Below are 21,082 nucleotides of genomic sequence, written 5' to 3' on the forward strand. Positions count from 1 at the left end.
CCACGAACGCGAAAGCCGGATCAACTGCATAACGGCGCATCATAAGCGCACTTTAACGAATGATTTCAGATGCACCAGCGCGGTGCCCGCATGCGCCAACGCGGCGCGCGGGCAAACGTTTGCGGCAAACAAGTGGTGCGAGCTGCCGGGGTTGCCCGGCAGCATGTGAAATGACCAGAAGGAACAAGCCAATAAAGCAGCGCATTCAGCCATCGCGTTGTTGGGCTGTCGCACCTCGTTCGAGCTCGAAGCCTTCGTCGAGCCACCCGGTGACGCCGCCGATCATCACCTTCACTGGCCGCCCGAGCTGGGCGAGACGGATCGCCCCGCGCGTCGCGCCATTGCAATGCGGCCCGGCGCAATACGTGACGAACAGCGTGTCGCCCGAGTAGGCCTCCAGTTTCGATGCGACGATCTTGCCGTGCGGCAGATTCACCGCGCCCGGCACGTGACCCGCGTCGTAAAGCGCCGGGCTGCGCACATCGAGCAGCACGAAGCCGGCGGTATGCGGCGAGCCGTTGGCGGTCAACGCCGCATGCACGTCCGAGCAGTCCGTTTCGAACGATAGCGACGCGGCAAAATGCGCAAGCGCAGCTGCACTGTCTGCGGCAGGGACAACGGTCACAGGCGACATCAGGGGCTCCTCGAGTGGGTTGAACGCGATGTGAAGATTGTGCTGAAGCCGCGCGTGGCACGACAGCGGCGCAATCGACAATCTCCGGTAACATCGCGCCATGACCTCGAAACACGCACACCATCCGCATCTGGTCGCCGCGCTCGTCTACGACCGGCTCTGCACCTTCGAATTCGGCTGCGTCACTGAACTGTTCGCGTTGCCGCGACCGGAACTCGGCGTCGACTGGTATCGCTTCGCGGTATGCGCGGCCGAACGCGGCCCACTGCGTGCGGCCGGCGGCATCACGGTCGCGGCGCCCTACACGCTGGCGCTGCTCGATCGCGCGCAGACCATCGTGATCCCCGGCTGGCGCGACCCAGACGAAATTCCGCCGGCACCGCTGCTGAAAAAGCTGCGTGCGGCACACCAGCGCGGCGCGCGCCTGTGTTCGATCTGCTCCGGCGTGTTCGTGCTGGCAGCCGCGGGCCTGCTGCACGGTAAGACGGTCACCACCCACTGGCGCTACGCACAGCAGTTGCAGGCACGCTATCCCGAGTTGCGCGTCGAGCCCGACGCGCTGTACGTCGATGAAGGGCAAATCCTCACGTCCGCCGGCTCAGCGGCCGGGCTCGACATGCTGCTGCACGTCGTGCGCCGCGACTACGGCGGCGCGGTGGCAAACCGCGTCGCGCAGCGGCTGGTCGTGCCACCGCACCGCGAAGGCGGACAAACGCAGTTCGTGCCGCGGCCGATGCCGCACGACGAACAAAGCCGTGTCGCGAGGTTGATGGACTGGGTGCGCGCCAACCCGGCGCTCGCGCACAGCGTCGAGTCGCTTGCGGCAAAAGCGGCAATGAGCCCGCGCACGCTGCAGCGGCAGTTTCGCGACGCCACCGGCATGGGACCTTATGAATGGGTCGTGCACGAGCGCGTAGCGCTGGCGCGCGACATGCTGGAATCGCGCGCCGACGCGCCGATTGCGCGCATCGCCGAACTGGCGGGCTTTGGCTCGGAAGAATCGTTCAGGCGCCACTTCCGGCGCATCGTGCTGACGAGTCCGACCGCTTACCGCGCGCGATTCAGCGAAAATCCGGCGGAACAACCGGTGCTCGAGCGCTGAGGCGAAGCGGCAACGACGCGCGGCCCCCGCGGCACGCATGCGTTGCCGGAACCACGAGCACGCGCGAGCCTGCGCCACCGCATGAAAAAGCCGGCGAAACGCGGTCATCAACCGCATTTCGCCGGCCTGGCGAAGCCACTGCTGTACGACGCCGCGTCACACTTCCGGCTGCTCCGACGGCGGATGCGTGACCGTTTCAAGCGGCACCACGTTGCCGATCCGCTCAGGCTTATGCGCCGCGTCCACCGACGTGGTACGGAACACCACCCGATGCTCGGTCGCATCGTACGAGCACAGCACGTGCGAACCTTCGCCGATGTCGCTCTTCAGCATCTCCTTGGCGAGCTCGTTCTCGATCTGCTGACGGATCTGCCGGCGCAACTCGCGCGCGCCGTACTCAGGCCGATAGCCTTCGGTCGCCAGATGATCGACCACCGAATCGTCGAATTCAAGCACGATGTCCTGGCTGCTCGCCAGACGCTTGACCTGCTCGAGCTGCAGCCGCACCACGTGCCGCGTCTCTTCGCGGCCCAGCGCCTTGAACAGGATGATGTCGTCGATCCGGTTCAGAAACTCCGGCCGGAAATGCTGACGCAGCACGCCCATCACGCCGCTTTGCACGCTCGAGTTCGCATCGTTGCTCAGGAAGCCCGGGCCCGAACGCGTCTGCCCCGCGATCACTTCCGAACCGAGGTTGCTGGTGGCGATGATCAGCGTATTACTGAAATCGACCACCCGCCCCTTGCCGTCGGTCAGACGCCCGTCGTCGAATACCTGCAGCAGCACGTTGTACACGTCCGGGTGCGCCTTCTCGATCTCGTCGAGCAGGATCACGCTGTATGGGCGGCGCCGCACGCGCTCGGTCAGTTGCCCGCCTTCGTCGTGGCCGACATAACCAGGCGGCGAACCGATCAGCCGCGCTACCGAATGACGCTCCATGTACTCGCTCATGTCGATGCGCAACATCGCTTCTTCGTCGCCGAATACCGCTTCGGCGAGCGCCTTCGCGAGCTCGGTCTTGCCGACACCCGTCGGCCCGAGGAACAGGAACACCGCGGTCGGCCGGTGCCGCGCCTGCAAACCGGCCCGCGAACGACGCACCGCGTCACTCACCGCCGACACCGCCTGATCCTGGCCAATCACGCGCTGATGCAGCCGCTCTTCCATCTTCAGCAGACGCTCGCGTTCTTCGGTGGTCAGCTGCGCGACCGGAATACCGGTCAGCTTCGCGACGATCTCGGCAATCTGCTGCACCGTCACGTGCGATGTGTTCGCGCCAACGTTGGTCTTCCAGGCATCGGTGGCCTCAGCGAGTGCGCGCTGCTTGTCGGCGATTTCGGTGTCGAGTGCATGTGCACGCTCAAACTGCTTGCGCGAGGCCGCGTAATCCTGCTCGCGATGCAGTTGCGCAAGCTCCGCCTCGTGTTCGAGAATCGCCGCCGGCCGCGACGTGGCCGACAGATGTACGCGCGCCGCCGCCTGGTCGATCAGGTCGATCGCCTTGTCCGGCAGGAAACGCCCGCTGACATAACGGTCCGACAGCTCGGCCGCGCCGATGATCGCGTCGTCCTGGATCGTCACGCGATGATGCGCTTCGAGCCGGTCGCGCAACCCGCGCAGGATGTTGATGGTCTGCACCACGCTCGGCTCCGGCACCAGCACCGGCTGGAAGCGCCGCTCGAGCGCCGCATCCTTTTCGATGTACTTCTGGTACTCGGCTAGCGTGGTCGCGCCGATCAGGTTCAGCTCGCCGCGCGCCATCGCCGGCTTGAACACGTTGGCGATGTCGAGGCCGCCCTCGCCGCCGCCCTGGCCCGCGCCGACGATCGTATGCACCTCGTCGACGAACAGCACCAGCGAATCGAGATTCGCCGCGATTTCTTCGACCAGCTGCTTCACGCGCTCTTCGAATTCGCCGCGGAATTTCGCGCCGGCCACCAGCGAGTTCACATTCAACTCGACCAGCCGCTTGTCGCGCAACGATTCCGGCACGTCGCCGTTGATCATCCGCTGCGCGAGCCCTTCGGCCACCGCGGTCTTGCCGACACCCGGTTCGCCGATCAGCACCGGGTTGTTCTTGCGGCGCCGCGCGAGCACTTCGACCAGCGTCTCGATCTCGCTCGACCGGCCGATCACCGGATCGAGCCGGCCGTCGCGCGCGAGCGCGGTGAGGTCGCGGCTGTATTTGTCGAGCTGCGGCGTGTTGGACGGCGGCGCCACGCTGTCGCGCTTCGCGCTCGGGCCGATGGCCTGCCCGGTCTGCTGGCGCAAGGCCTGCGTGTCGAGACCGTACTTCACGAACAGGTTGCTGGCGAAACTATTGTTCACTTCGGCGAGGCCGATCAGCAGATGCTCGGGGCCGACATAGCTGTGGCCCAGTTCGCGCGAGGCCAGGAACGCGCGCTCGAGCGCGCTCTTCAGGCAAGGCGTGACGCCCATCTGTTCGCCGGTCATCGGCGGCGCGTCGTTGCGCTTCGGCGCATTCGCGTCGATATACGCGCGCACGTCGGTGGACGAAATACCGAGGCTCTTCAGAATCGAAATGATCACCGCGTTGTCGGCCAGCTCGTACAGCAGATGCTCGGTGTCCACTTCGCGGCGGCCGAACTGCACCGCGCGCTCGGCGGCGCGCTGCAGCATCTCTTTCGCGAGGTCGCTGAAGTGCCGCTCGATATTGACCACCGCTTCGGGGTTTTCGATGCGCGGCGGCGGCGCTTGCCGCGACAAATTCGCGACCGGGTCGGCCGTTTCTTCCAGCTGATCGGGCAGCGCGCTGCGGAACAGCGCTTCGAGCGGCGACAGCGAGCGCTGATGCCGCGTCAACTGCTCGTAGTGATAGTCGCATACGTCGAGAATCCGCCGGCGGCCGCTCTGAAGCACCGCGAGCCTTACGCTCGCGGGCCTGACGCCGCAGATGTCACAGACTTGCCGTGCCATGTGAAGCTCCCTATAGATATGATGCGTAAGGAGATGGTGCGCATCGCGCGGATTGCAAGCGCCTGCGCGGTGCCGCTCGCTGCACCGCATCGCGCCGTGCGCCGGGCGCTGGACCTTTGCCACGATGGCGCTTGCGGCGCGGCGCCGTATTGCATGCTGCTTGCGCGACGCTGCGGCATGCCACACGCTGCATGCGGCAGCGCAACGGCACCTCGAAGCCCTGCGCGGCGCCCGCGCAACGCGTCCGATAAAAATTCGATGCTACCTGAACGCTGCGGCGCGCGCAGTCACCCCTTGGGTCGACGCGCGTAAGGCGGCAGCAGGTCTAACAACAGGTAACTACAGGGAGGTCTATGTTCGTCGTGTATTGGCTCGAACAAGGCGGCGCGGACAGCGCGGCGCGCTTCGAAAAGTTCGGCGACGACGCGCTGACACAAGCGCTCGCGTTTGCCGAAGCGCTGCGCAAACGGCAGGCCGCCGGCGAAGATGTCGCGTTCGTCTCGCTGTGCAGCGAGAACCCGCAGTCGGTCGGTAAGGCGGGCGCGGCCGATGCGGCGCCGGGCTATGCGTGGAAGAAACGCCGCGTTTGATGCGCGCGGGTGTGCGCGTGCACCATGCGGCACGACCGCGCGGCGGCGGAAATCAACGCGTGCCGCCGCAGTTCATGCCGCTCAATCAACGCGATCGACCCGCTAATGGCTGGCACCCAGATACGCCGCCTTGACCAGCGGATCGCCCTTCAACTGCGCCGCGGTGCCGTGCGTCGCAATCTTGCCGTTTTCGAGCACATAACCGTAGTCGGCCACGTTCAGCGCGGCCGCCGCGAACTGCTCGACCAGCAGCATCGTCACGCCCTGCTCCTTCATGCGCGCGATGATGCGGAACACCTCGTCGACCAGAATCGGCGCAAGCCCCATCGACGGTTCGTCGAGCAGCACGAGGTCCGGATTCAGCATCACCGCGCGTGCCATCGCCAGCATCTGCTGTTCGCCGCCCGATAACGTACCGGCCAGTTGATGGCGCCGCTCTTTCAGGCGCGGGAACATGTCGATCGCCCGCTCGAGGTCCGCGGCAACGTCGCCGCGCGGGCGCGACCACGTCAGACGCGGAAAAGCCCCTAGCAACAGATTGTCGGTGACCGACATCGTCGCGAATACGCGCCGCCCCTCCGGCGAATGCGCGAGGCCGAGCCGCGCGATGCGATGCGAGTCGAGCCCGTCGATGCGCTTCGCGTCGGCCCCGGTCCCCATCGTGATCTCGCCCTCGCTCGCGCGGATCATGCCGGAGATCGCGCGCATCGTGGTGGTCTTGCCGGCACCGTTCGAGCCGATCAGCGTCACCACCGAAGCCTTCGGCACGTCGATCGAAATGCCGTGCAGCACTTTTACCTTGCCGTAGCCTGCATGCAGATTCCGGATCGAAAGCATGGCGTTATCCCTGTCGATGCGTGTTGTCTGGACCGCGTAGGTGGTCTGCGTAACCCTGCGTGCGTCGTTGCTTCATGCTCACGTTTACGCGGCCATGCCGCCCAGATACGCGTCTATCACCTTCTGGTCCGCCTGGATTTCGGCGGGCTTGCCCTCGGCGATCTTCTGCCCGAAGTCGAGCACCGACACCGTATCGCATACGTTCATCACAACATCCATGTGATGCTCGATCAGCACGACGGTAATGCCGTGATCGCGTACCTTGCGGATGATCGTGATGAGTTCCTTGATGTCCGGCGCGGTGAGCCCCGCGGCCGGTTCGTCGAGCAGCAGCAGCTTCGGATCGAGCGCGAGCGCACGGGCGATTTCGAGCAGACGCTGCTTGCCGTACGGCAGGCTGCGCGCTTCCTCGCCGGCCACATCCTCGAGCCCGACAAAGCGCAGCATGCCGAATGCACGCAAGCGCGCTGCGTGTTCCTCGGCGCGATAACGGCCACTCATCAGGCCGATGTCCGCAAAATTCGACCGGAATGTGTGGTGCAGCCCGACCAGCACGTTCTCGAGCGCCGTCATCTCGCTGAACAGCTGCACGTTCTGGAAGGTGCGCGCGATGCCGGACAGCGCGATCTCGGCCGACGTGCGTCCGGCGAGCGATTGCCCCGCATATTCGATCGTGCCTGCGGTCGGAATGTAGATGCCGGTCAGCACATTCATCATCGTGCTCTTGCCCGAGCCGTTCGGGCCGATCAGGCCGTGAATCGTGCCGCGCTGTACCGCCAGATCGACCTGGTTGAGCGCTTTCAGGCCGCTGAACTGCATCACGATGCCGCGCAGGTTCAGGATGTTTTCGCGGCTTTCGCTGCGTACCGCGACGATCGCATCCGCAGTGATGTCGGTCGGCGCCTCGGTGCTGACAGTCACGGTACGCACACGGCCGTGCGTGAAGAACTTGCGCACGAAGCCGACCACACCGTCCTGCAGGTAGTACACGACGAGCAGGATCATCAGGCCGAAAATCGTCAGGCGCCAGTCGGTCAGCGCCGAGATCGTGTACGAGAACGCCGCGAGGCCGACCGTGCCGAGCACTGGAATTGCAACCTTGCGCGGCGTCGACGATTTGCGCGTGAGCGCCACCAACGCACCGATCACGACCGCCGCCGCCAGCACCGTCGCGACCACGCGGAACGACGCGATATCGTCGAGCAGTTTGGGCAGCATCACGATGATCGTCGAGCCGAGCAGCGCGCCGGTGCGTGTCTTGCGCCCGCCCATGATGATCGCGAGCAGGAACAGGATGGTCAGCTCGAAGTTGTACGTATTCGGCGAGATGTATTGCTCCGAATACGAATACAGGCAGCCCGCGAGCCCGGCGAAACCGGCGCTGATCACGAACGCGTACACCTTGTAGCGATACACCGAAACGCCCATGCAGTCCGATGCGATCGGGCTGTCGCGCAGCGCTTCGAACGCGCGCCCGAGATGCGACTTCAGCACGCGATGTACCACCACCAGCGACAGCACCAGCAACGCGGCCACCAGCCAGTAGTACTGGGTTTCGTTCATCGGTGCACCGCCGAACGCCGGTTTCGGAATCTTGATCCCGAGCGGGCCGCTCGTCAGAAAATCCATTTCGTTGATCAGGATCTGGATGATCGTGCCGAACGCGAGCGTGACCATCGCCAGATACGGGCCGGACACGCGTAACGCCGGCAGCGCGAGAATCGCGCCGAACGCGGCGGTCACCACGATCGCCAGCGGCGCAGTCACGTAGAACGGCATGCCGAGCTTCATGAACAGCACGCCGGCCGTATATGCGCCGACACCGAACAGCCCCGCGTGCCCGAGCGACACCTGCCCGGTATAACCGACCACGATGTCGAGACCGAACAACAGGATCGCGTAGATCATGATGGTCTCGACCAGATGGATGTAATACGGATTACCCGACAGCAGCGGAAACACCGCCAGCACAATCAGTCCCGCAACGATGGCGACCAGCTTTTTCTTCTTCACGGCGGACCTCATACCTTTTTGATCGCAGTCTTGCCGAACAGGCCCGCGGGCTTCATCGCCAGCACGATCAGCAGCAGCACGAGACCCGGCACGTCCTTGTAGCCGGTCGACAGATAAAAGCCGGTGGTGGTCTCGGCAATGCCGAGAATCACGCCGCCGACGATGATGCCCATACCGCTCGACAAGCCGCCGATAATCGCCACCGCGAATGCCTTCAGCCCGAGCACCGCGCCCATCGTCGCGCCGGTCAGCGTGAGCGGCGCGATCAGCACGCCAGCAAACGCCGCGGTCAGCGACGACAGCGCATATGAGAAGGTGATCACGAGCCCGGTGTTGATGCCCATCAGCGCGGCCGCGTCGCGGTCGTTGGAGGTGGCGACCACCGCCTTGCCGAAAATCGTCTTGCGGTTGAAGAACTCGACCGCCAGCATCATCACCAGCGCGCCGCCTACCACCAGCAATTCCATCGGCAGGATATTCGCGCCGAACAGATGCAGCGGCGCTTCCGGCAGCGGCGACGGAAAGCGCAGATCGTCGCGGCCCCAGATGTTTTCCGCGACATTCTTGAAGATGATGCCGAGCGCGATCGTCGACATGATCCAGCCGAACTCGGATTTGATCCTGAGCGCCGGCCGCACGCCGATCCGTTCGACGAACGCGCCCTGTACGAGGCCGAACAGGCACACCAGCGGAATCATCAGCCAGTAGTTGACGCCCAGCGTGACGAGCGTGAGGCCGACCAATGCGCCCAGCATCAGCGCGTCGCCCTGGCCGAAATTCAGCGTGCCCGAGGTGGCGAAAGTGAGTTGATAACCGAACGCGATCACCGCGTAGATCATGCCGAGTGCGATGCCGCTGTAGATCAGCTGAAGCAGGATGGCCATGGTCGATTCGCCGCGAATTCAACAAGCAACAACGTCAGGGAAACGCCTTTGATCAAGGCTCAACATAAAGCCGCGCCCGCCGGCAGGCGGACGCGGCTCGTCAACACGCGATGCGCAATCAGTTGGCTGCCGAGGTCGACTGCTTGGTGCGCAGCTGACCGCCACCCTGCTTGTCGGCGTCGTACGCGTACACTACGCGCCCACCCTTCACTTCGCCGACCACCGGCACGTTCGGGCTGATCGCTTCGTGATCGTCGTGCGTGAACGGCTTGTCGTACACCATCACCACGCCGTCGACCTTCGTGTTCAGGTTTTCGAGCGCTGCCCGCACTTTCGGCCCATCGGTGGTGCCGGCCTGTTTGATCGCAGCCGCTAGCAGATAAACCGAGTCGTAACCTTGTGCGGCCGACACCGGCGAATCGATGCGGTTGTTCTTCGGCTTGAACTCCTTCAGGTAAGCCTCGATAAACGCCTTGCGCTTCGCGGTGTTCGGCTCCTGAATGAAGGTTTGCGGCATGCGTGCGCCTTCGCCGTTCGCGCCCGCGTTGTCGATATAGTTCGCCATCGACAAGGTCCAGCTGCCGATCAGCGGCACTTTCCAGCCGAGTTTGGCCATGCCGTTCGCAACCTGCGCAAGCTCAGGGCCGATGCCGTACGTCAGCACCGCTTGCGCGCCGGCCTCTTTGGCCTTCAGCAGCTGCGCGGTCATGTCGACGTCCTTGATGTTGAATTTCTCGACGGCGACGGCCTTCACGCCCTTCGCGGCGAGCGCTTTTTCCAGATCTTCGCGGCCGAGCTGGCCGTAGTTGGTCGAGTCCGCCAGGATCGCAACCTTTTTGAAGCCGCGCTTGACCACCGCTTCCTCGACGATCATCGGCGCCTGGATACGGTCGGCCGCAGCATTGCGGAATACATAGTTTTCCGGCTGATCGGCGAACTGTTTCGTCACGATACTGCCGGTCGCGACGTTATTGAACACGGGGATTTTCGCTTCCTGGAAGAAGCGCTGCGAAGCGAGCGCGACGCCGGTATTGATATAGCCGACCACCGCGACCACTTTTTCCTTGTTGATCAGTTCCTGCGCGATCTGCACGCCGCGTTCGTTCTTCGCTTCGTCGTCGCGCTCGACGAGTTCGATCGGCCGGCCCAGCACACCGCCAGCCTTGTTGATTTCGGCAGTCGCGAGACGCACGCCGTCGCGCATGCTGACGCCCATCGACGACGAACCTCCGGTGAACGGCCCGTCGACTCCGATCTTGATCGGATCTGCGGCATAACCAGTGGTTGCGCACATCGCACATGCAAGTGCGAGCGCACCTGCAACGCTTTTCAGGCGAAGTCTCATCGTCGTCTCCGTAGCTTTATGCTGTTTTTTGGTGCATCGGCAGTTCGACGACTGCCGCCGCGATCGGGTGAAGGCCGCGCGCAGCGTGTTGCACAGGGCACTTCATTCCGGTACCCAGTATAGAAATCGTAAGCTCGGCGTCACCATGCGGAGTTACCCGTAAGCGCAGCGAAAGGCGATTGGTTGTTTGCGCAACGATGTGGGTGGGTGTGCGGCCGCACGGATTGCGCAGCTGCTTTACGCAGGAGTAAATGCGTATGGGATGTCGCGACAACACGCCAGCGGGACAGAGACGCTACCCGGCATTGAGGGCCAGGTGAAGCCCAGAAACGCGTTGCGCCGGCATCGCATAAAACGATGCCGGCGCAACGGTTGGTGTGACTAACTACCGCAAGTGGTTAAACGCCTCAGGCGTTACCGCCTAGCAGCGGATCGAGACCGCCACGTGCATCGAGTGCGCGCAGATCGTCGAAACCGCCAACATGCGTCGCGCCGATATAGATCTGCGGCACGGTACGGCGGCCGGTGCGCTCGATCATCGCGAGCGCCTTCTGCCGATCGCTTTCGATATTGACTTCATCGAACGCAGCACCCTTACCGCGCAGCAACGTCTTCGCAGCGATGCAATACGGGCAAGACGGTTTCGTGTAGATCGTGATTTCAGGCATCGTTATCTCCGATGAGTGGTGAACATCATGCATTGCCAACTGACGTCGACGCTCAGGCTGGAACAGCGGGGAAGTCTACGTCCGTTGCTGCCAGGTTGTTAAGGTAGTTAGTGAAAGTCAGTTGTGCAGCTACTGCGACAATCTCCACGATCTTGCTGTCCGTCAGGCCTGCAGCGCGCGCTGTCGCGAGGTCGGCATCGCTGACGCGGCCGCGCTTCTGCGCAATCTGGCTAGCCAGTTGCGCAATCGCGCTGCCTTCGCCGTTGCGTGCCGCACGAATCTCGTCTTCCGACAAACCTGCCTTGCCGGCAAACAACGAATGCGCGGCGAGACAATATTCACACTCGCTCACTTGCGATACAGCCAACGCGACGATTTCGCGTTCGGGTGCGCGCAGTTCGCCCTTGGCCAGCTGCTGCTGCGCCTGCAGATAAGCACCGACCGCCGCCGGCGAATGCGCGAGCGTCTTGAACATGTTGGGCAAAAAGCCCATCGCCTTTTCGACGGCGTGCAGCGACGTTTGCGCGGAAGCCGGGGCTTGACCGATCGAAAGTGCCGGAATGCGTGCCATGATGTTTCTCCAGAGACAGTGAATTGTTGAACCTGCAACGAGTCGGCCTGGCGATTCGTTGTGCCGTGATTGGCGGCGTGAATGAACTATAAGATTTGACTTGGCGTGCGTTAATCGCGGCCCGGATCAAGAATTTGCTCGATCGGCTCACCGCCCGAAAGACGCTTGCGGCAGAGGCGCGGCACGCGCAGCAAAGCGCCTCTCCCGACGAACAGAAGCGGGACAGAAGCAGGACAGAAGCGCTGCAAAGCGGAAGTCGAAAAGTGTCGCGCCGCCCGAAAGAGCGGCGCGCAAGACCTTCAGAAGAGATCGCGGCGTGAACTCACGGCGCCTGCAGATTGCCGCCCGTTGCACGCCAGCGCGCAGGCGTCACGCCGATTTGCCGCTTGAAGACGCGCTGAAACGCAGCCTCCGACTGATACCCGACCGAAGCGCCGATCTCGCCGACCGAATCGGTGGTCTGCAACAACGCACGGCCCGCCAGTGTCATGCGTACTTCGGTCAGCACGTCGGTGGCCGAGCGGCCGATCGCGTCCTGAAACTGGCGCACGAACGTGGCGCGCGACATATTGCACAACGCGGCGAACTGGTCGAGCGTCCACGGTTCGCCCGGTGCGTCGAACATCGCCGACAGCGCGGCCTGCAGACGCGGCTGCCGCGACAGCGCAAGCAGCCCCTGCGGCGGCGCGCTGCGCTCGCTGGCAAAACGCAAGGTCAGCGCGAACAGCGCGGCAGACAGATAGTTGATCAGGCATTCGCTACCGGGGCTTTCGTCGATGGCCTCTTCGCGCATCAGCCCGACGATGCGCGCGAGCCGCGAGCCGGCCGCACTGCCGGGCGCGCCTGAGTCGGCGAGCGCAGCCGCGGCCGCTTCCTGCTGCTGCGCGGGCTCGGTGCTCACCACCAGCCGCGCCGGCAGATGGTCGCGCAGCAGCCGGTCCGGCACCGCGCCCAGCAGCAGGCGGCCACATAGCACGTCAGCACTGGCGCCTGAGCCGCCAATACCCGAAGCGCCATTTTCGGCCACCGTCAGCGTGATATTGCGCCGCTTGACCGCCGGTACCGGCGCCGCGCCGCTGCCGTCGTGCAGTCGGTGCGGGCTGCGCGTCGGAAACAGGATCACGTCGCCGCTCCTCAGCTTCTGCGGCGGCCCGTTGCCGTCTTCGAGCGTGGCTTCGCCGGCCAGCAGCACGTGATACTGGATTTCATGCACGCCGACTGTGCCCACCTCGATCGCCCATGGCGAGCCGAAATGGCAGCGCTCGTCGATGCGGCCACTGACCGGCGTCAGCGAAAGAAAACGACTTAACAGATCCATATGAGACGTTTGAGCAAATTGTTGATCCGTTCGGGGATTCAAGCGGCGGGGCGCACGCCGTAAAGTGGCCATAAGCAATGCAGGTGGATTCTACTGGACCACAGCCCGGCGCCGCAGTCAGACAGCGCAAAGCCGCAAGCGACAGGCACCGGGCGCATAACGGATTGGAGCAACAACATGAAGACGATTCAGATCGATGTTGCAGTAATCGGCGCAGGCAGCGCCGGACTCTCCGCGTACCGCGCGGCAAAGGCAGCCGGCGTTTCGGCGCTGCTGATCGAAGGCGGCCCGCACGGCACGACCTGTGCGCGGGTTGGCTGTATGCCGTCGAAGCTGCTGATCGCAGCGGCGGAAGCGGCGCATGCGGTGCACCGTACCGCGCCCTTCGGCGTGCATGTCGACGGCACGATCCGCATCGACGGGCGCGAGGTGATGCAGCGTGTGAAGAGCGAGCGCGACCGTTTCGTCGGCTTTGTGGTGGAGAGCGTCGAAGGGATTCCCGCCGAAGACCGGCTGACCGGCTACGCAAAATTCGTCGACGACAATCTGCTGCAGGTCGGCGACCACACCCGCGTGCAAGCACGCAGTGTCGTGATCGCGACCGGCTCGTCGCCGTTCCTGCCGGCGCTGTACCGCGGGCTGGGCGACCGGGCGATCGTCAACGACGACGTGTTCAGCTGGGACGACCTGCCGCGCAAGGTCGCGGTGATCGGTGCCGGCGTGATCGGCCTCGAACTCGGCCAGGCGCTGTCGCGGCTCGGCGTGGACGTCACGCTGCTGGCGCGTAGCAGCGTCGGCCCGCTGACCGATCCGGCGATCAAACAGTACGCGGAGAAGACCTTCAGCGACGCGCTGCATTTCGAGCCGCGCGCCGAAGTGGAAGCGGCCACGCGCGAAGGCGACGTCGTGCGTCTGCGCTATCGCACGGGCGACGGCAAGGTGGTCGACGATAGCTTCGACTACGTGCTCGTCACCGCGGGCCGCCGGCCGAACGTCGACCAGCTGGGGCTTGAAAACACCACGCTCGAACGCGACGCGCAAGGTGTGCCGGTGTACGACCCGCGCACGCTGCAGGTGGGCAGCCACGCGGTGTTCATCGCTGGCGACGCAAACAACGTGTTGCCGTTGCTGCATGAAGCAGCGGACGAAGGCCGCGCGGCCGGCAACAACGCCGCGCACTATCCGCTGGTCAGCCGGCTGGTGCGCCGGGCGCCGATCTCGGTGGTGTTTTCCGACCCGGGCATCGCGATGGTCGGTGCGCGCTATGTCGATCTGGAATCTGGCAGCTTCGTGGCAGGCGAAGTGAGCTTCGAAGATCAGGGCCGCAGCCGCGTGATGTTGCGCAACCGCGGCTTGATGCACGTGTACGTCGACAAGGCAACGCGACGCTTCGTCGGCGCCGAGTGGCTCGGGCCGGATGCCGAACACATCGCGCATCTGCTGGCGTGGGCACTGCAGATGAACCTGACGGTGGACGGCATGCTGGAAATGCCGTTCTACCACCCGGTGGTGGAGGAAGGCCTGCGTACCGCGCTGCGCAGCGCGGCAGCGCAACTGAAGCCGGCAGAATAAGGCGGCGGTAAAGCGTGGCGGGGCATCAAGCCCCGCCCCGCTCGTCATCCGGCGGCAAATATTCCATCTTCGCTTCGTCATACAACTGGTAGATCAGCTCGAGCATCGCGCGCAGGTCTTCCGATTCGTCGAGCAGCCGCATGATCATGATGACCGGCGACACCAGCTTCGGATCGTCGAGTTCCTTGTAGCCGACATCGTCGCGCTTTAACCCATACACGCTGCTCGGCACCACCGATACGCCCTCGCCGGCCGCGACGAGTCCCAGCGCAATCTGCAGCTCACGCGTTTCGTACAGGCGCTCCGGCTTCAACCCGCGATCGTGAAACGCCGCCAATACCTGGTCCGCATAGCTCGGCCGCGGCGCCTTCGGAAAGATGATCAGCGTCTCGCCCAGCAAGTCGTGCAGCGACAGCGCCGGTTTTGCATCGAGCAGCGGATGCCCGATGGGCAACGCGACGATCATCCTCTCCTCGCGCAGCACGACCCGCCGGATGCGCGGATCTTCCAGACGGATGCGCCCAAAACCAACGTCGATGCGCCCATCCTTCAGCGCCTGGATCTGGTCCATCGTCGACATTTCGTGCAGCGTCAGCTCGACCGCGCGATGCTCGTTGCGAAAGCGCCGGATGATCTTCGGCAGCATGCCGTACAGCGTCGAACCGACAAAACCCACCGACAGGCTGCGCTCGATCTTGCCGACCCGGCGTGTCATCGATTCGAGTTCGGCGGTCTGCGCAAGCAACTGCACCGCGTGTGAGTAAAAGAAGCGGCCCGCGTCGGTCAGCTCGACCGGCCGCGCATTGCGCACGAACAGCGCGACGCCGAGCACCTCTTCGAGCTGCTGCATCTGCCGGCTCAGCGGCGGCTGCGCGATATGCAGCCGCTCTGCGGCCCGCGTGAAATTGCGCTCCTCGGCCACCGCGACGAAGTAGCGCAGATGACGCAGCTCCATGACGATACCTCCAGGATATGGACGCAATACTCATTCAGTGTTGGACGGCCTGAACCTGCGGCGATTACTCTCCTTTCACCGCTTCCGCCTCGACAGATTATACCTTCCAGGCATCGAACACCGATCCAGGAAAGACCGCGGAAGCTTCAGGAGACAAGCCCATGATCCCGATCTATCCGGACCGCAGCCGGCCGCTCAAGCGGATCGACGACTACCTCGTCGAAGACAAGGCGCGCGGCGACTACCGCCTGCACCGCAGCGCCTTCACCGACGACGCGCTGTTCGAGCTGGAGATGCAGCATATTTTCGAAGGCAACTGGATCTACCTCGCGCACGAGAGCCAGATTCCCGCCAACAACGATTACTACACGACCCACATCGGCCGCCAGCCGGTCGTGATCACGCGCAACCGCCAGGGCGACCTGCAGGCGCTGATGAATGCCTGCACGCATCGCGGCGCGATGCTGTGCCGCTACAAGCGCGGCAACAAGGCCACCTTCACGTGCCCGTTCCACGGCTGGACCTTCAACAACAGCGGCAAGCTGCTGAAGGTCAAGGACCCCAACGAAGCGGGCTACCCCGAGTGCTTCAATCACGAGGGCTCGCATGATCTGAAGCGCGTGCCGCGCTTTGCGAACTATCGCGGCTTCCTGTTCGGCAGCCTGAACGAAGACGTGCCGCCGCTCGCCGATTTTCTCGGCGAGGCGGCGCGCATCATCGACATGATCGTCGACCAGTCCGAAGACGGCCTCGAAGTGCTGCGCGGCTCGTCGACGTACACGTACGAGGGCAACTGGAAGCTGACCGCCGAGAATGGCGCAGACGGCTACCACGTGTCGGCCGTGCACTGGAACTACGCGGCCACGACCAGCCATCGCAAGGAAGAACACGCGCGTACCGATTCGATCCGCGCGATGGATGCAGGCAGTTGGGGCCGCCAGGGCGGCGGCTTCTATGCGTTCGAACATGGCCATATGCTGCTGTGGTCGCGCTGGGCGAATCCGCAGGACCGGCCGAACTTCAGCCGGCGCGACGAGTTTGCCGCGCGCTGCGGCAGCGAAACCGCCGACTGGATGATCCAGAACTCGCGCAACCTGTGCCTGTATCCGAACGTCTATCTGATGGACCAGTTCGGTTCGCAGATCCGCGTGCTGCGGCCGCTGGCGGTGAACAAGACCGAAGTGACGATCTACTGTATCGCGCCGAAGGGCGAAAGCGATGCGGCGCGCGCGCGCAGGATCCGCCAGTACGAGGACTTCTTCAACGTGAGCGGCATGGCGACGCCGGACGACCTGGAGGAATTCCGCGCGTGCCAGCAGGGTTACGCGGCGCGCGCCGTCGAATGGAACGACATGTGCCGCGGCGCCACGCACTGGATCGAAGGCGCCGACGACGCGGCACAGCGCATTGGCCTGAAGCCGGTGTTGAGCGGCGTGAAGACCGAAGACGAAGGCCTCTATACGATCCAGCACCGCTACTGGGTGCAGACGATCCGCCGGGCGCTTGCGGTCGAGGCGGCTGGCGTTCCCGCGAGGAGCGCAGCATGAATGCGCCGATGAATACGCAGATGAGTGCGGCAGTCAATACGCCGACCCTTACGCAGATTCAGGCGTTTCTCTATCGCGAGTGCCGCCTGCTCGACGACGAAGCGTGGGACGACTGGCTTGCCTGCTATCACCAGGATGCATCGTTCTGGATGCCGTCGTGGGACGACTCAGACCAGCTCGTCACCGACCCGCAGCGCGAGATTTCGTTGATCTACTATCCGGACCGCCAGGGCCTCGAAGACCGCGTGTTCCGCATCAAGACCGAACGCTCGAGCGCGACGATGCCCGATACGCGCACCAGCCACAACCTGTCGAACATCGAAATCGAACAGGCCGACCACAGCGTGGTGACGGTGCGCTTCAACTGGCACACGATGAGCCATCGCTACAAGACCAACTACAGCTACTTCGGCATGTCGCGCTACGTGATCGACTTTGGCGGCGAACGCGCGCAGATCCTGAACAAGTATGTCGTGTTGAAGAACGACTACATCAATCAGGTCATCGACATCTACCACATCTGAGCAACGCGTCCGCGCGACATCCGGGCGCCGCGCATTGTCACGCATTGGTGCGCGTTGTCATTCGGTCGTGCGCAGCGCCGCATCGAAGGAGTTTCCCCATGGAACACCGCATCGCATTGCAGTTCGAAGACGGCGTCACCCGCTTTATCGGCTGCCGCGACGGCGAAACGCTCGCCGACGCCGCCTATCGGCAGGCCATCAACATCCCGCTCGACTGCCGCGACGGCGCGTGCGGCACCTGTCGCGGCCAGTGCGAGTCCGGGCAATACGATCTGCCGGAGTCGAGCTACATCGACGAAGCGCTCACTGCCGACGATGCCGCGCAAGGCCACATTCTGGCGTGCCAGACGCGGCCGCGCTCCGACTGCGTGATTCGCGTGCCGGCTTCATCGGCCGCCTGCAAGACCGGCGTCGCGCGGCACGAAGGCACGCTGGCGCAGGTCGAGAAACTGTCCGCTTCGACCATCGGCTTTTCGATCGACGTCGATGCGCCCGATGCGTTGCGCTTTCTCGCCGGGCAATACGTGAACGTCGAACTGCCCGGCGGCGACGTGTCGCGTCCGTACTCGTTCAGCTCGGCACCGGGCGCCACACGCATGTCGTTCGTGGTGCGCAACGTGCCGAACGGCCGCATGAGCACGTGGCTCGACCAGCACGCGCAGCCCGGGCAACGGGTGGCGTTTTCCGGCCCGTACGGCGCGTTTTATCTGCGCGACGTGCGGCGCCCGTTGCTGCTGCTTGCCGGCGGCACCGGCATCGCGCCGATGCTGTCGATGCTCGACGTGCTCGCTGCACGGAACATGCAGAACGTCGCGCAGCCGGTGCGGATGGTGTACGGCGTCACGCAAGAGATCGATCTGGTCGCGCTTGCACAGCTCGACGACGCGCAGCGCAAGCTCGCTTCTTCGTTCGAATACCGCACCTGCGTGGCAGATCCGGCGAGCACGCATCCGCGCAAAGGCTATGTGACCGCGCACGTCGATCCGGATTGGCTGAACGGCGGCGACGTCGATATCTATCTGTGCGGCCCGGTCGCGATGGTCGATGCGGTGCGCAGCTGGCTGAACGAAATCGGTGTCGTGCCTGCGGGCTTTTTCTACGAAAAATTCTCAGCCGCAGCGGTCGCCGGTGGCGTGGCAAACGCCACTGCCGCGCTCACCGCCGAGGCAGTCTGATCTTGAAGTGGATTGCGATGAATACGACCAAACGTTTCGACCAGAAGGTCATGATCGTCACCGGTGCCGCGCAGGGCATCGGCCGCGGGGTGGCGTGCAAGGCCGCCGCACAAGGCGCGACTGTCGTGCTGTGCGACCGCTCGCCGCTCGTGCACGAAGTGGCGGCCGAGATCGCCGTGACCGGTGCGCGTTGCCTCGCGTACCTCGCCGATCTCGAAACCTGGGACGGCGCCGCTGCGCTGGCGCGCGCCGCGCTCGATGCATTCGGGCGCATCGATATCCTGATCAACAATGTCGGCGGCACCATCTGGACCAGGCCGTATCAGCACTACGACGCCGCGCAGATCGAAGCCGAAGTGCGCCGCTCGCTGTTTCCGACGCTATGGTGCAGCCGCGCCGTATTGCCCGCGATGATCGCGCAGCAGCGCGGCGCGATCGTCAACGTGTCGTCGATTGCGACGCGCAGCATCCATCGCGTGCCGTATGCGGCCGCCAAGGGCGGCGTGAACGCGCTCACCGCGAGCCTTGCGTTCGAACACGCGGGTAACGGCATCCGCGTAAATGCGGTGGCGACCGGCGGCACCGAGGCGCCGCCGCGCCGCGTGCCGCGCAACAGCGACGCGCAAGGCGAACAGGAAGCCGGCTGGTATCAGGACATCGTCGAACAGACGCTCGCGTCGAGCCCGATGCACCGCTACGGCACGATCGACGAACAGGTCGGTGCGATTCTGTTTCTCGCTTCGGATGAAGCTTCGTATATCACCGGCAGTGTGCTGCCGGTCGGTGGCGGGGATCAGGGATAGCGGCGGCAGTGAGTGCCGCACGGCACGCTCACGCCTGTTCGTTGAGCAACCCGGTGCTTTGCCCCGACTTCGTCAGATATTCAATGAGCGCCGCGGTCGCTTGCAACAGCGCGCCCTCCAGCGACTGCAGTTGGCCCTGCAACGCCTCTACCATCGGGTTCGGACCGCCGCCGGGCCCCCGCTGCCTGGACGCAACGGTAATTTTCGCGGCCACCGACGCGATCTGTTTCTTTAACTGCTCGATCAGCTGCCTCAGTTTATCTGCCACCGGATCCGTCGGGGCCGAATCCGCGCTCGATGCGCTCGATGCGCCTCCTCCGCCGCCGGCCTTGTGAGCGCCGGCCGGCCTGGCTGGCGTACCCGGCTGCGCGGTGGCGCTACCCGATGCATTCGCAGTGCTGGTCGTGTCTTGCGCCGCCGCACCGGCAGGCTTGCTGTTTTTCGCGTTCGACGGATCCGCGTTGGCCGATGCCGCGGCTGCAGCCGCACCGATACCAGGAATGCCTTGAGTGATCATTGTTGTGCACCTCTTATGACATGGGTTGAACGTCATATCGGCGCCGGCGTGCAGATTCTTTAACGCGAGCCCGCACATGATGCGCGATGGCTTGGCGCACGCGCTCGCTCAGCCGGAATGGCTCAATCCAATTGTCGATATTGGCGCTTTAGCCGCGTGCGCGTCGCCGCTATGCTTTACGGGCTATTTTTCACACAAGCGTCAAATTCGCTCGCCATAGACGGAGAAGCATGCAATGAGCCAGAAAGTCTTTGTGGCCGGCGCAGCCGGCGCGGTCGGCACGGCGCTCGTACCGATGCTGATTGGTGCGGGCTACACGGTGTACGGCACGACACGCCGCGCGCAACGCGCCCAGCAGCTCGAAGCGGCCGGCGCGATACCGGTGATCGTCGATGTGTTCGACCGTGCGGCGCTGGCCGAAGCGCTCAAGCGTAGCGGCGCCCAGCACGTGCTGCATCAGTTGACCGATCTGCCGCCAGCGCTCGACCCAGCGAGGATGGAGCGCGCGGCCGAACACAATGCGCGGATCCGCGACGAAGGCACCCGCAATCTGGTCGACGCGGCGCTCGCGGCGGGCTGCAGCACGATCGTCGCGCAGAGCGTCGGGTGGGCGTATGCGCCAGGCGCGCAGCCGTACGTCGAAACGCAACCACTCGATCTGCAGGCCGAGGGCAAACGCAGCGTGACGGTGCGCGGCGTGTCCGCGCTGGAAACCTGCGTGCTCGACTCGCCGCCGCTGGTGGGCACGGTGTTGCGCTATGGCCAGCTTTACGGGCCGGGCACCGGCTTCGATGCGCCGCAAGGGGTGATGCCGGTGCATGTCGAGGCGGCGGCACATGCGGCGCTGCTTGCGCTGCAGCGCGCGGTAGGCGGGGTTTTCAATGTTGCGGAAGACAATGCGCTGGTGAGCAGTGTGAAGGCGCAGCGGGTGTTGGGGTGGAATGCGGGGTGGCGACAGGTGAATCGATCGCATAACCGATGAACGGTTGCCTCGGCTTACGTGTTTAAGCGGCCTCGCTCCCAAGGCAGTTCACGTCCATCGCGAAACCTGTACGACACATGCCGGTCACAATGGAACCGAAGCGGGGTC

The 21,082-nt window shown here is 64.3% G+C and carries 19 protein-coding genes; 8 read left to right on the forward strand and 11 right to left on the reverse strand.

The features are described from left to right. Positions 1–205: 205 nt before the first annotated feature. The gene (locus ACYVNQ_RS14885) at positions 206–634 is read right to left on the reverse strand and encodes a rhodanese-like domain-containing protein (RefSeq protein ID WP_460903261.1); all 429 of its coding nucleotides are present in this window, start codon (positions 632–634) and stop codon (positions 206–208) included. A gap of 100 nt (positions 635–734) precedes the next feature. Here ACYVNQ_RS14885 and ftrA point away from each other — a divergent pair, with 100 nt between their 5' ends. Further along, positions 735–1,736, forward strand: a complete 1,002-nt coding sequence (ftrA, locus tag ACYVNQ_RS14890) for a transcriptional regulator FtrA (RefSeq protein ID WP_460903262.1) — start codon at positions 735–737, stop codon at positions 1,734–1,736. Positions 1,737–1,892: 156 nt separating this feature from the next. On the opposite strand, the gene ACYVNQ_RS14895 is transcribed toward ftrA, so the two are convergent. After that, positions 1,893–4,673, reverse strand: a complete 2,781-nt coding sequence (locus ACYVNQ_RS14895; protein ID WP_460903263.1) for an ATP-dependent Clp protease ATP-binding subunit — start codon at positions 4,671–4,673, stop codon at positions 1,893–1,895. A 353-nt stretch (positions 4,674–5,026) separates the two neighbouring features. On the opposite strand from ACYVNQ_RS14895, the gene ACYVNQ_RS14900 reads away from it, so the two are divergent. Beyond that, positions 5,027–5,263 (forward strand): hypothetical protein, encoded by a 237-nt coding sequence (locus tag ACYVNQ_RS14900; protein WP_460903264.1) that lies wholly within the window; start codon positions 5,027–5,029, stop codon positions 5,261–5,263. Positions 5,264–5,365: 102 nt separating this feature from the next. Here the strand turns inward: ACYVNQ_RS14900 and ACYVNQ_RS14905 are convergent, their stop codons facing one another. From ACYVNQ_RS14905 to ACYVNQ_RS14935, 7 genes are all read right to left on the reverse strand, one after another. Continuing rightward, on the reverse strand, positions 5,366–6,100 hold the full coding sequence (locus ACYVNQ_RS14905) for an ABC transporter ATP-binding protein (protein ID WP_460903265.1): 735 nt from the start codon (positions 6,098–6,100) through the stop codon (positions 5,366–5,368). 84 nt (positions 6,101–6,184) lie between these two features. Continuing rightward, entirely contained in the window at positions 6,185–8,125 is a 1,941-nt protein-coding gene (locus ACYVNQ_RS14910; protein ID WP_460903266.1) for a branched-chain amino acid ABC transporter ATP-binding protein/permease, read from the reverse strand. Continuing rightward, entirely contained in the window at positions 8,122–8,997 is an 876-nt protein-coding gene (locus ACYVNQ_RS14915) for a branched-chain amino acid ABC transporter permease (protein ID WP_460903267.1), read from the reverse strand. The genes ACYVNQ_RS14910 and ACYVNQ_RS14915 overlap by 4 nt, the downstream gene beginning before the upstream one ends. A gap of 118 nt (positions 8,998–9,115) precedes the next feature. Beyond that, a complete protein-coding gene (locus tag ACYVNQ_RS14920; protein WP_460903268.1) occupies positions 9,116–10,342 on the reverse strand; it encodes an ABC transporter substrate-binding protein in 1,227 nt (408 codons plus the stop codon). A 407-nt stretch (positions 10,343–10,749) separates the two neighbouring features. Further along, positions 10,750–11,010 (reverse strand): glutaredoxin 3, encoded by a 261-nt coding sequence (grxC, locus tag ACYVNQ_RS14925; RefSeq protein WP_460903269.1) that lies wholly within the window; start codon positions 11,008–11,010, stop codon positions 10,750–10,752. Between the two features lie 52 nt (positions 11,011–11,062). After that, positions 11,063–11,581, reverse strand: a complete 519-nt coding sequence (locus ACYVNQ_RS14930; RefSeq protein WP_460903270.1) for a carboxymuconolactone decarboxylase family protein — start codon at positions 11,579–11,581, stop codon at positions 11,063–11,065. 322 nt (positions 11,582–11,903) lie between these two features. Beyond that, positions 11,904–12,899: an AraC family transcriptional regulator gene (locus tag ACYVNQ_RS14935; protein ID WP_460903271.1), complete on the reverse strand. Its 996-nt coding sequence runs from the start codon at positions 12,897–12,899 to the stop codon at positions 11,904–11,906. A 177-nt stretch (positions 12,900–13,076) separates the two neighbouring features. Here ACYVNQ_RS14935 and ACYVNQ_RS14940 point away from each other — a divergent pair, with 177 nt between their 5' ends. Next, on the forward strand, positions 13,077–14,471 hold the full coding sequence (locus ACYVNQ_RS14940) for a dihydrolipoyl dehydrogenase (RefSeq protein WP_460903272.1): 1,395 nt from the start codon (positions 13,077–13,079) through the stop codon (positions 14,469–14,471). 25 nt (positions 14,472–14,496) lie between these two features. Here ACYVNQ_RS14940 and ACYVNQ_RS14945 read toward each other — a convergent pair whose 3' ends face one another. Further along, entirely contained in the window at positions 14,497–15,426 is a 930-nt protein-coding gene (locus ACYVNQ_RS14945) for a LysR family transcriptional regulator (RefSeq protein ID WP_460903273.1), read from the reverse strand. Between the two features lie 161 nt (positions 15,427–15,587). On the opposite strand from ACYVNQ_RS14945, the gene benA reads away from it, so the two are divergent. The 4 genes from benA (at position 15,588) to ACYVNQ_RS14965 (ending at position 19,475) form a co-directional block, all read left to right on the forward strand. Beyond that, positions 15,588–16,973, forward strand: coding sequence for a benzoate 1,2-dioxygenase large subunit (gene benA / locus ACYVNQ_RS14950; protein WP_460903274.1), 1,386 nt, complete (start codon positions 15,588–15,590; stop codon positions 16,971–16,973). Beyond that, positions 16,970–17,497, forward strand: coding sequence for a benzoate 1,2-dioxygenase small subunit (benB, locus tag ACYVNQ_RS14955; RefSeq protein ID WP_460903275.1), 528 nt, complete (start codon positions 16,970–16,972; stop codon positions 17,495–17,497). Before benA ends, benB begins: the two co-directional genes overlap by 4 nt. A gap of 98 nt (positions 17,498–17,595) precedes the next feature. Next, entirely contained in the window at positions 17,596–18,672 is a 1,077-nt protein-coding gene (gene benC / locus ACYVNQ_RS14960) for a benzoate 1,2-dioxygenase electron transfer component BenC (RefSeq protein WP_460903276.1), read from the forward strand. 17 nt (positions 18,673–18,689) lie between these two features. Then, positions 18,690–19,475, forward strand: a complete 786-nt coding sequence (locus ACYVNQ_RS14965; RefSeq protein WP_460903277.1) for a 1,6-dihydroxycyclohexa-2,4-diene-1-carboxylate dehydrogenase — start codon at positions 18,690–18,692, stop codon at positions 19,473–19,475. 28 nt (positions 19,476–19,503) lie between these two features. On the opposite strand, the gene ACYVNQ_RS14970 is transcribed toward ACYVNQ_RS14965, so the two are convergent. Beyond that, positions 19,504–19,992, reverse strand: coding sequence for a hypothetical protein (locus ACYVNQ_RS14970; protein ID WP_460903278.1), 489 nt, complete (start codon positions 19,990–19,992; stop codon positions 19,504–19,506). 235 nt (positions 19,993–20,227) lie between these two features. On the opposite strand from ACYVNQ_RS14970, the gene ACYVNQ_RS14975 reads away from it, so the two are divergent. Next, on the forward strand, positions 20,228–20,974 hold the full coding sequence (locus tag ACYVNQ_RS14975) for an NAD-dependent epimerase/dehydratase family protein (protein ID WP_460903279.1): 747 nt from the start codon (positions 20,228–20,230) through the stop codon (positions 20,972–20,974). The last annotated feature ends 108 nt before the right edge of the window (positions 20,975–21,082 follow it).

The organism is Paraburkholderia jirisanensis, from assembly GCF_054782355.1.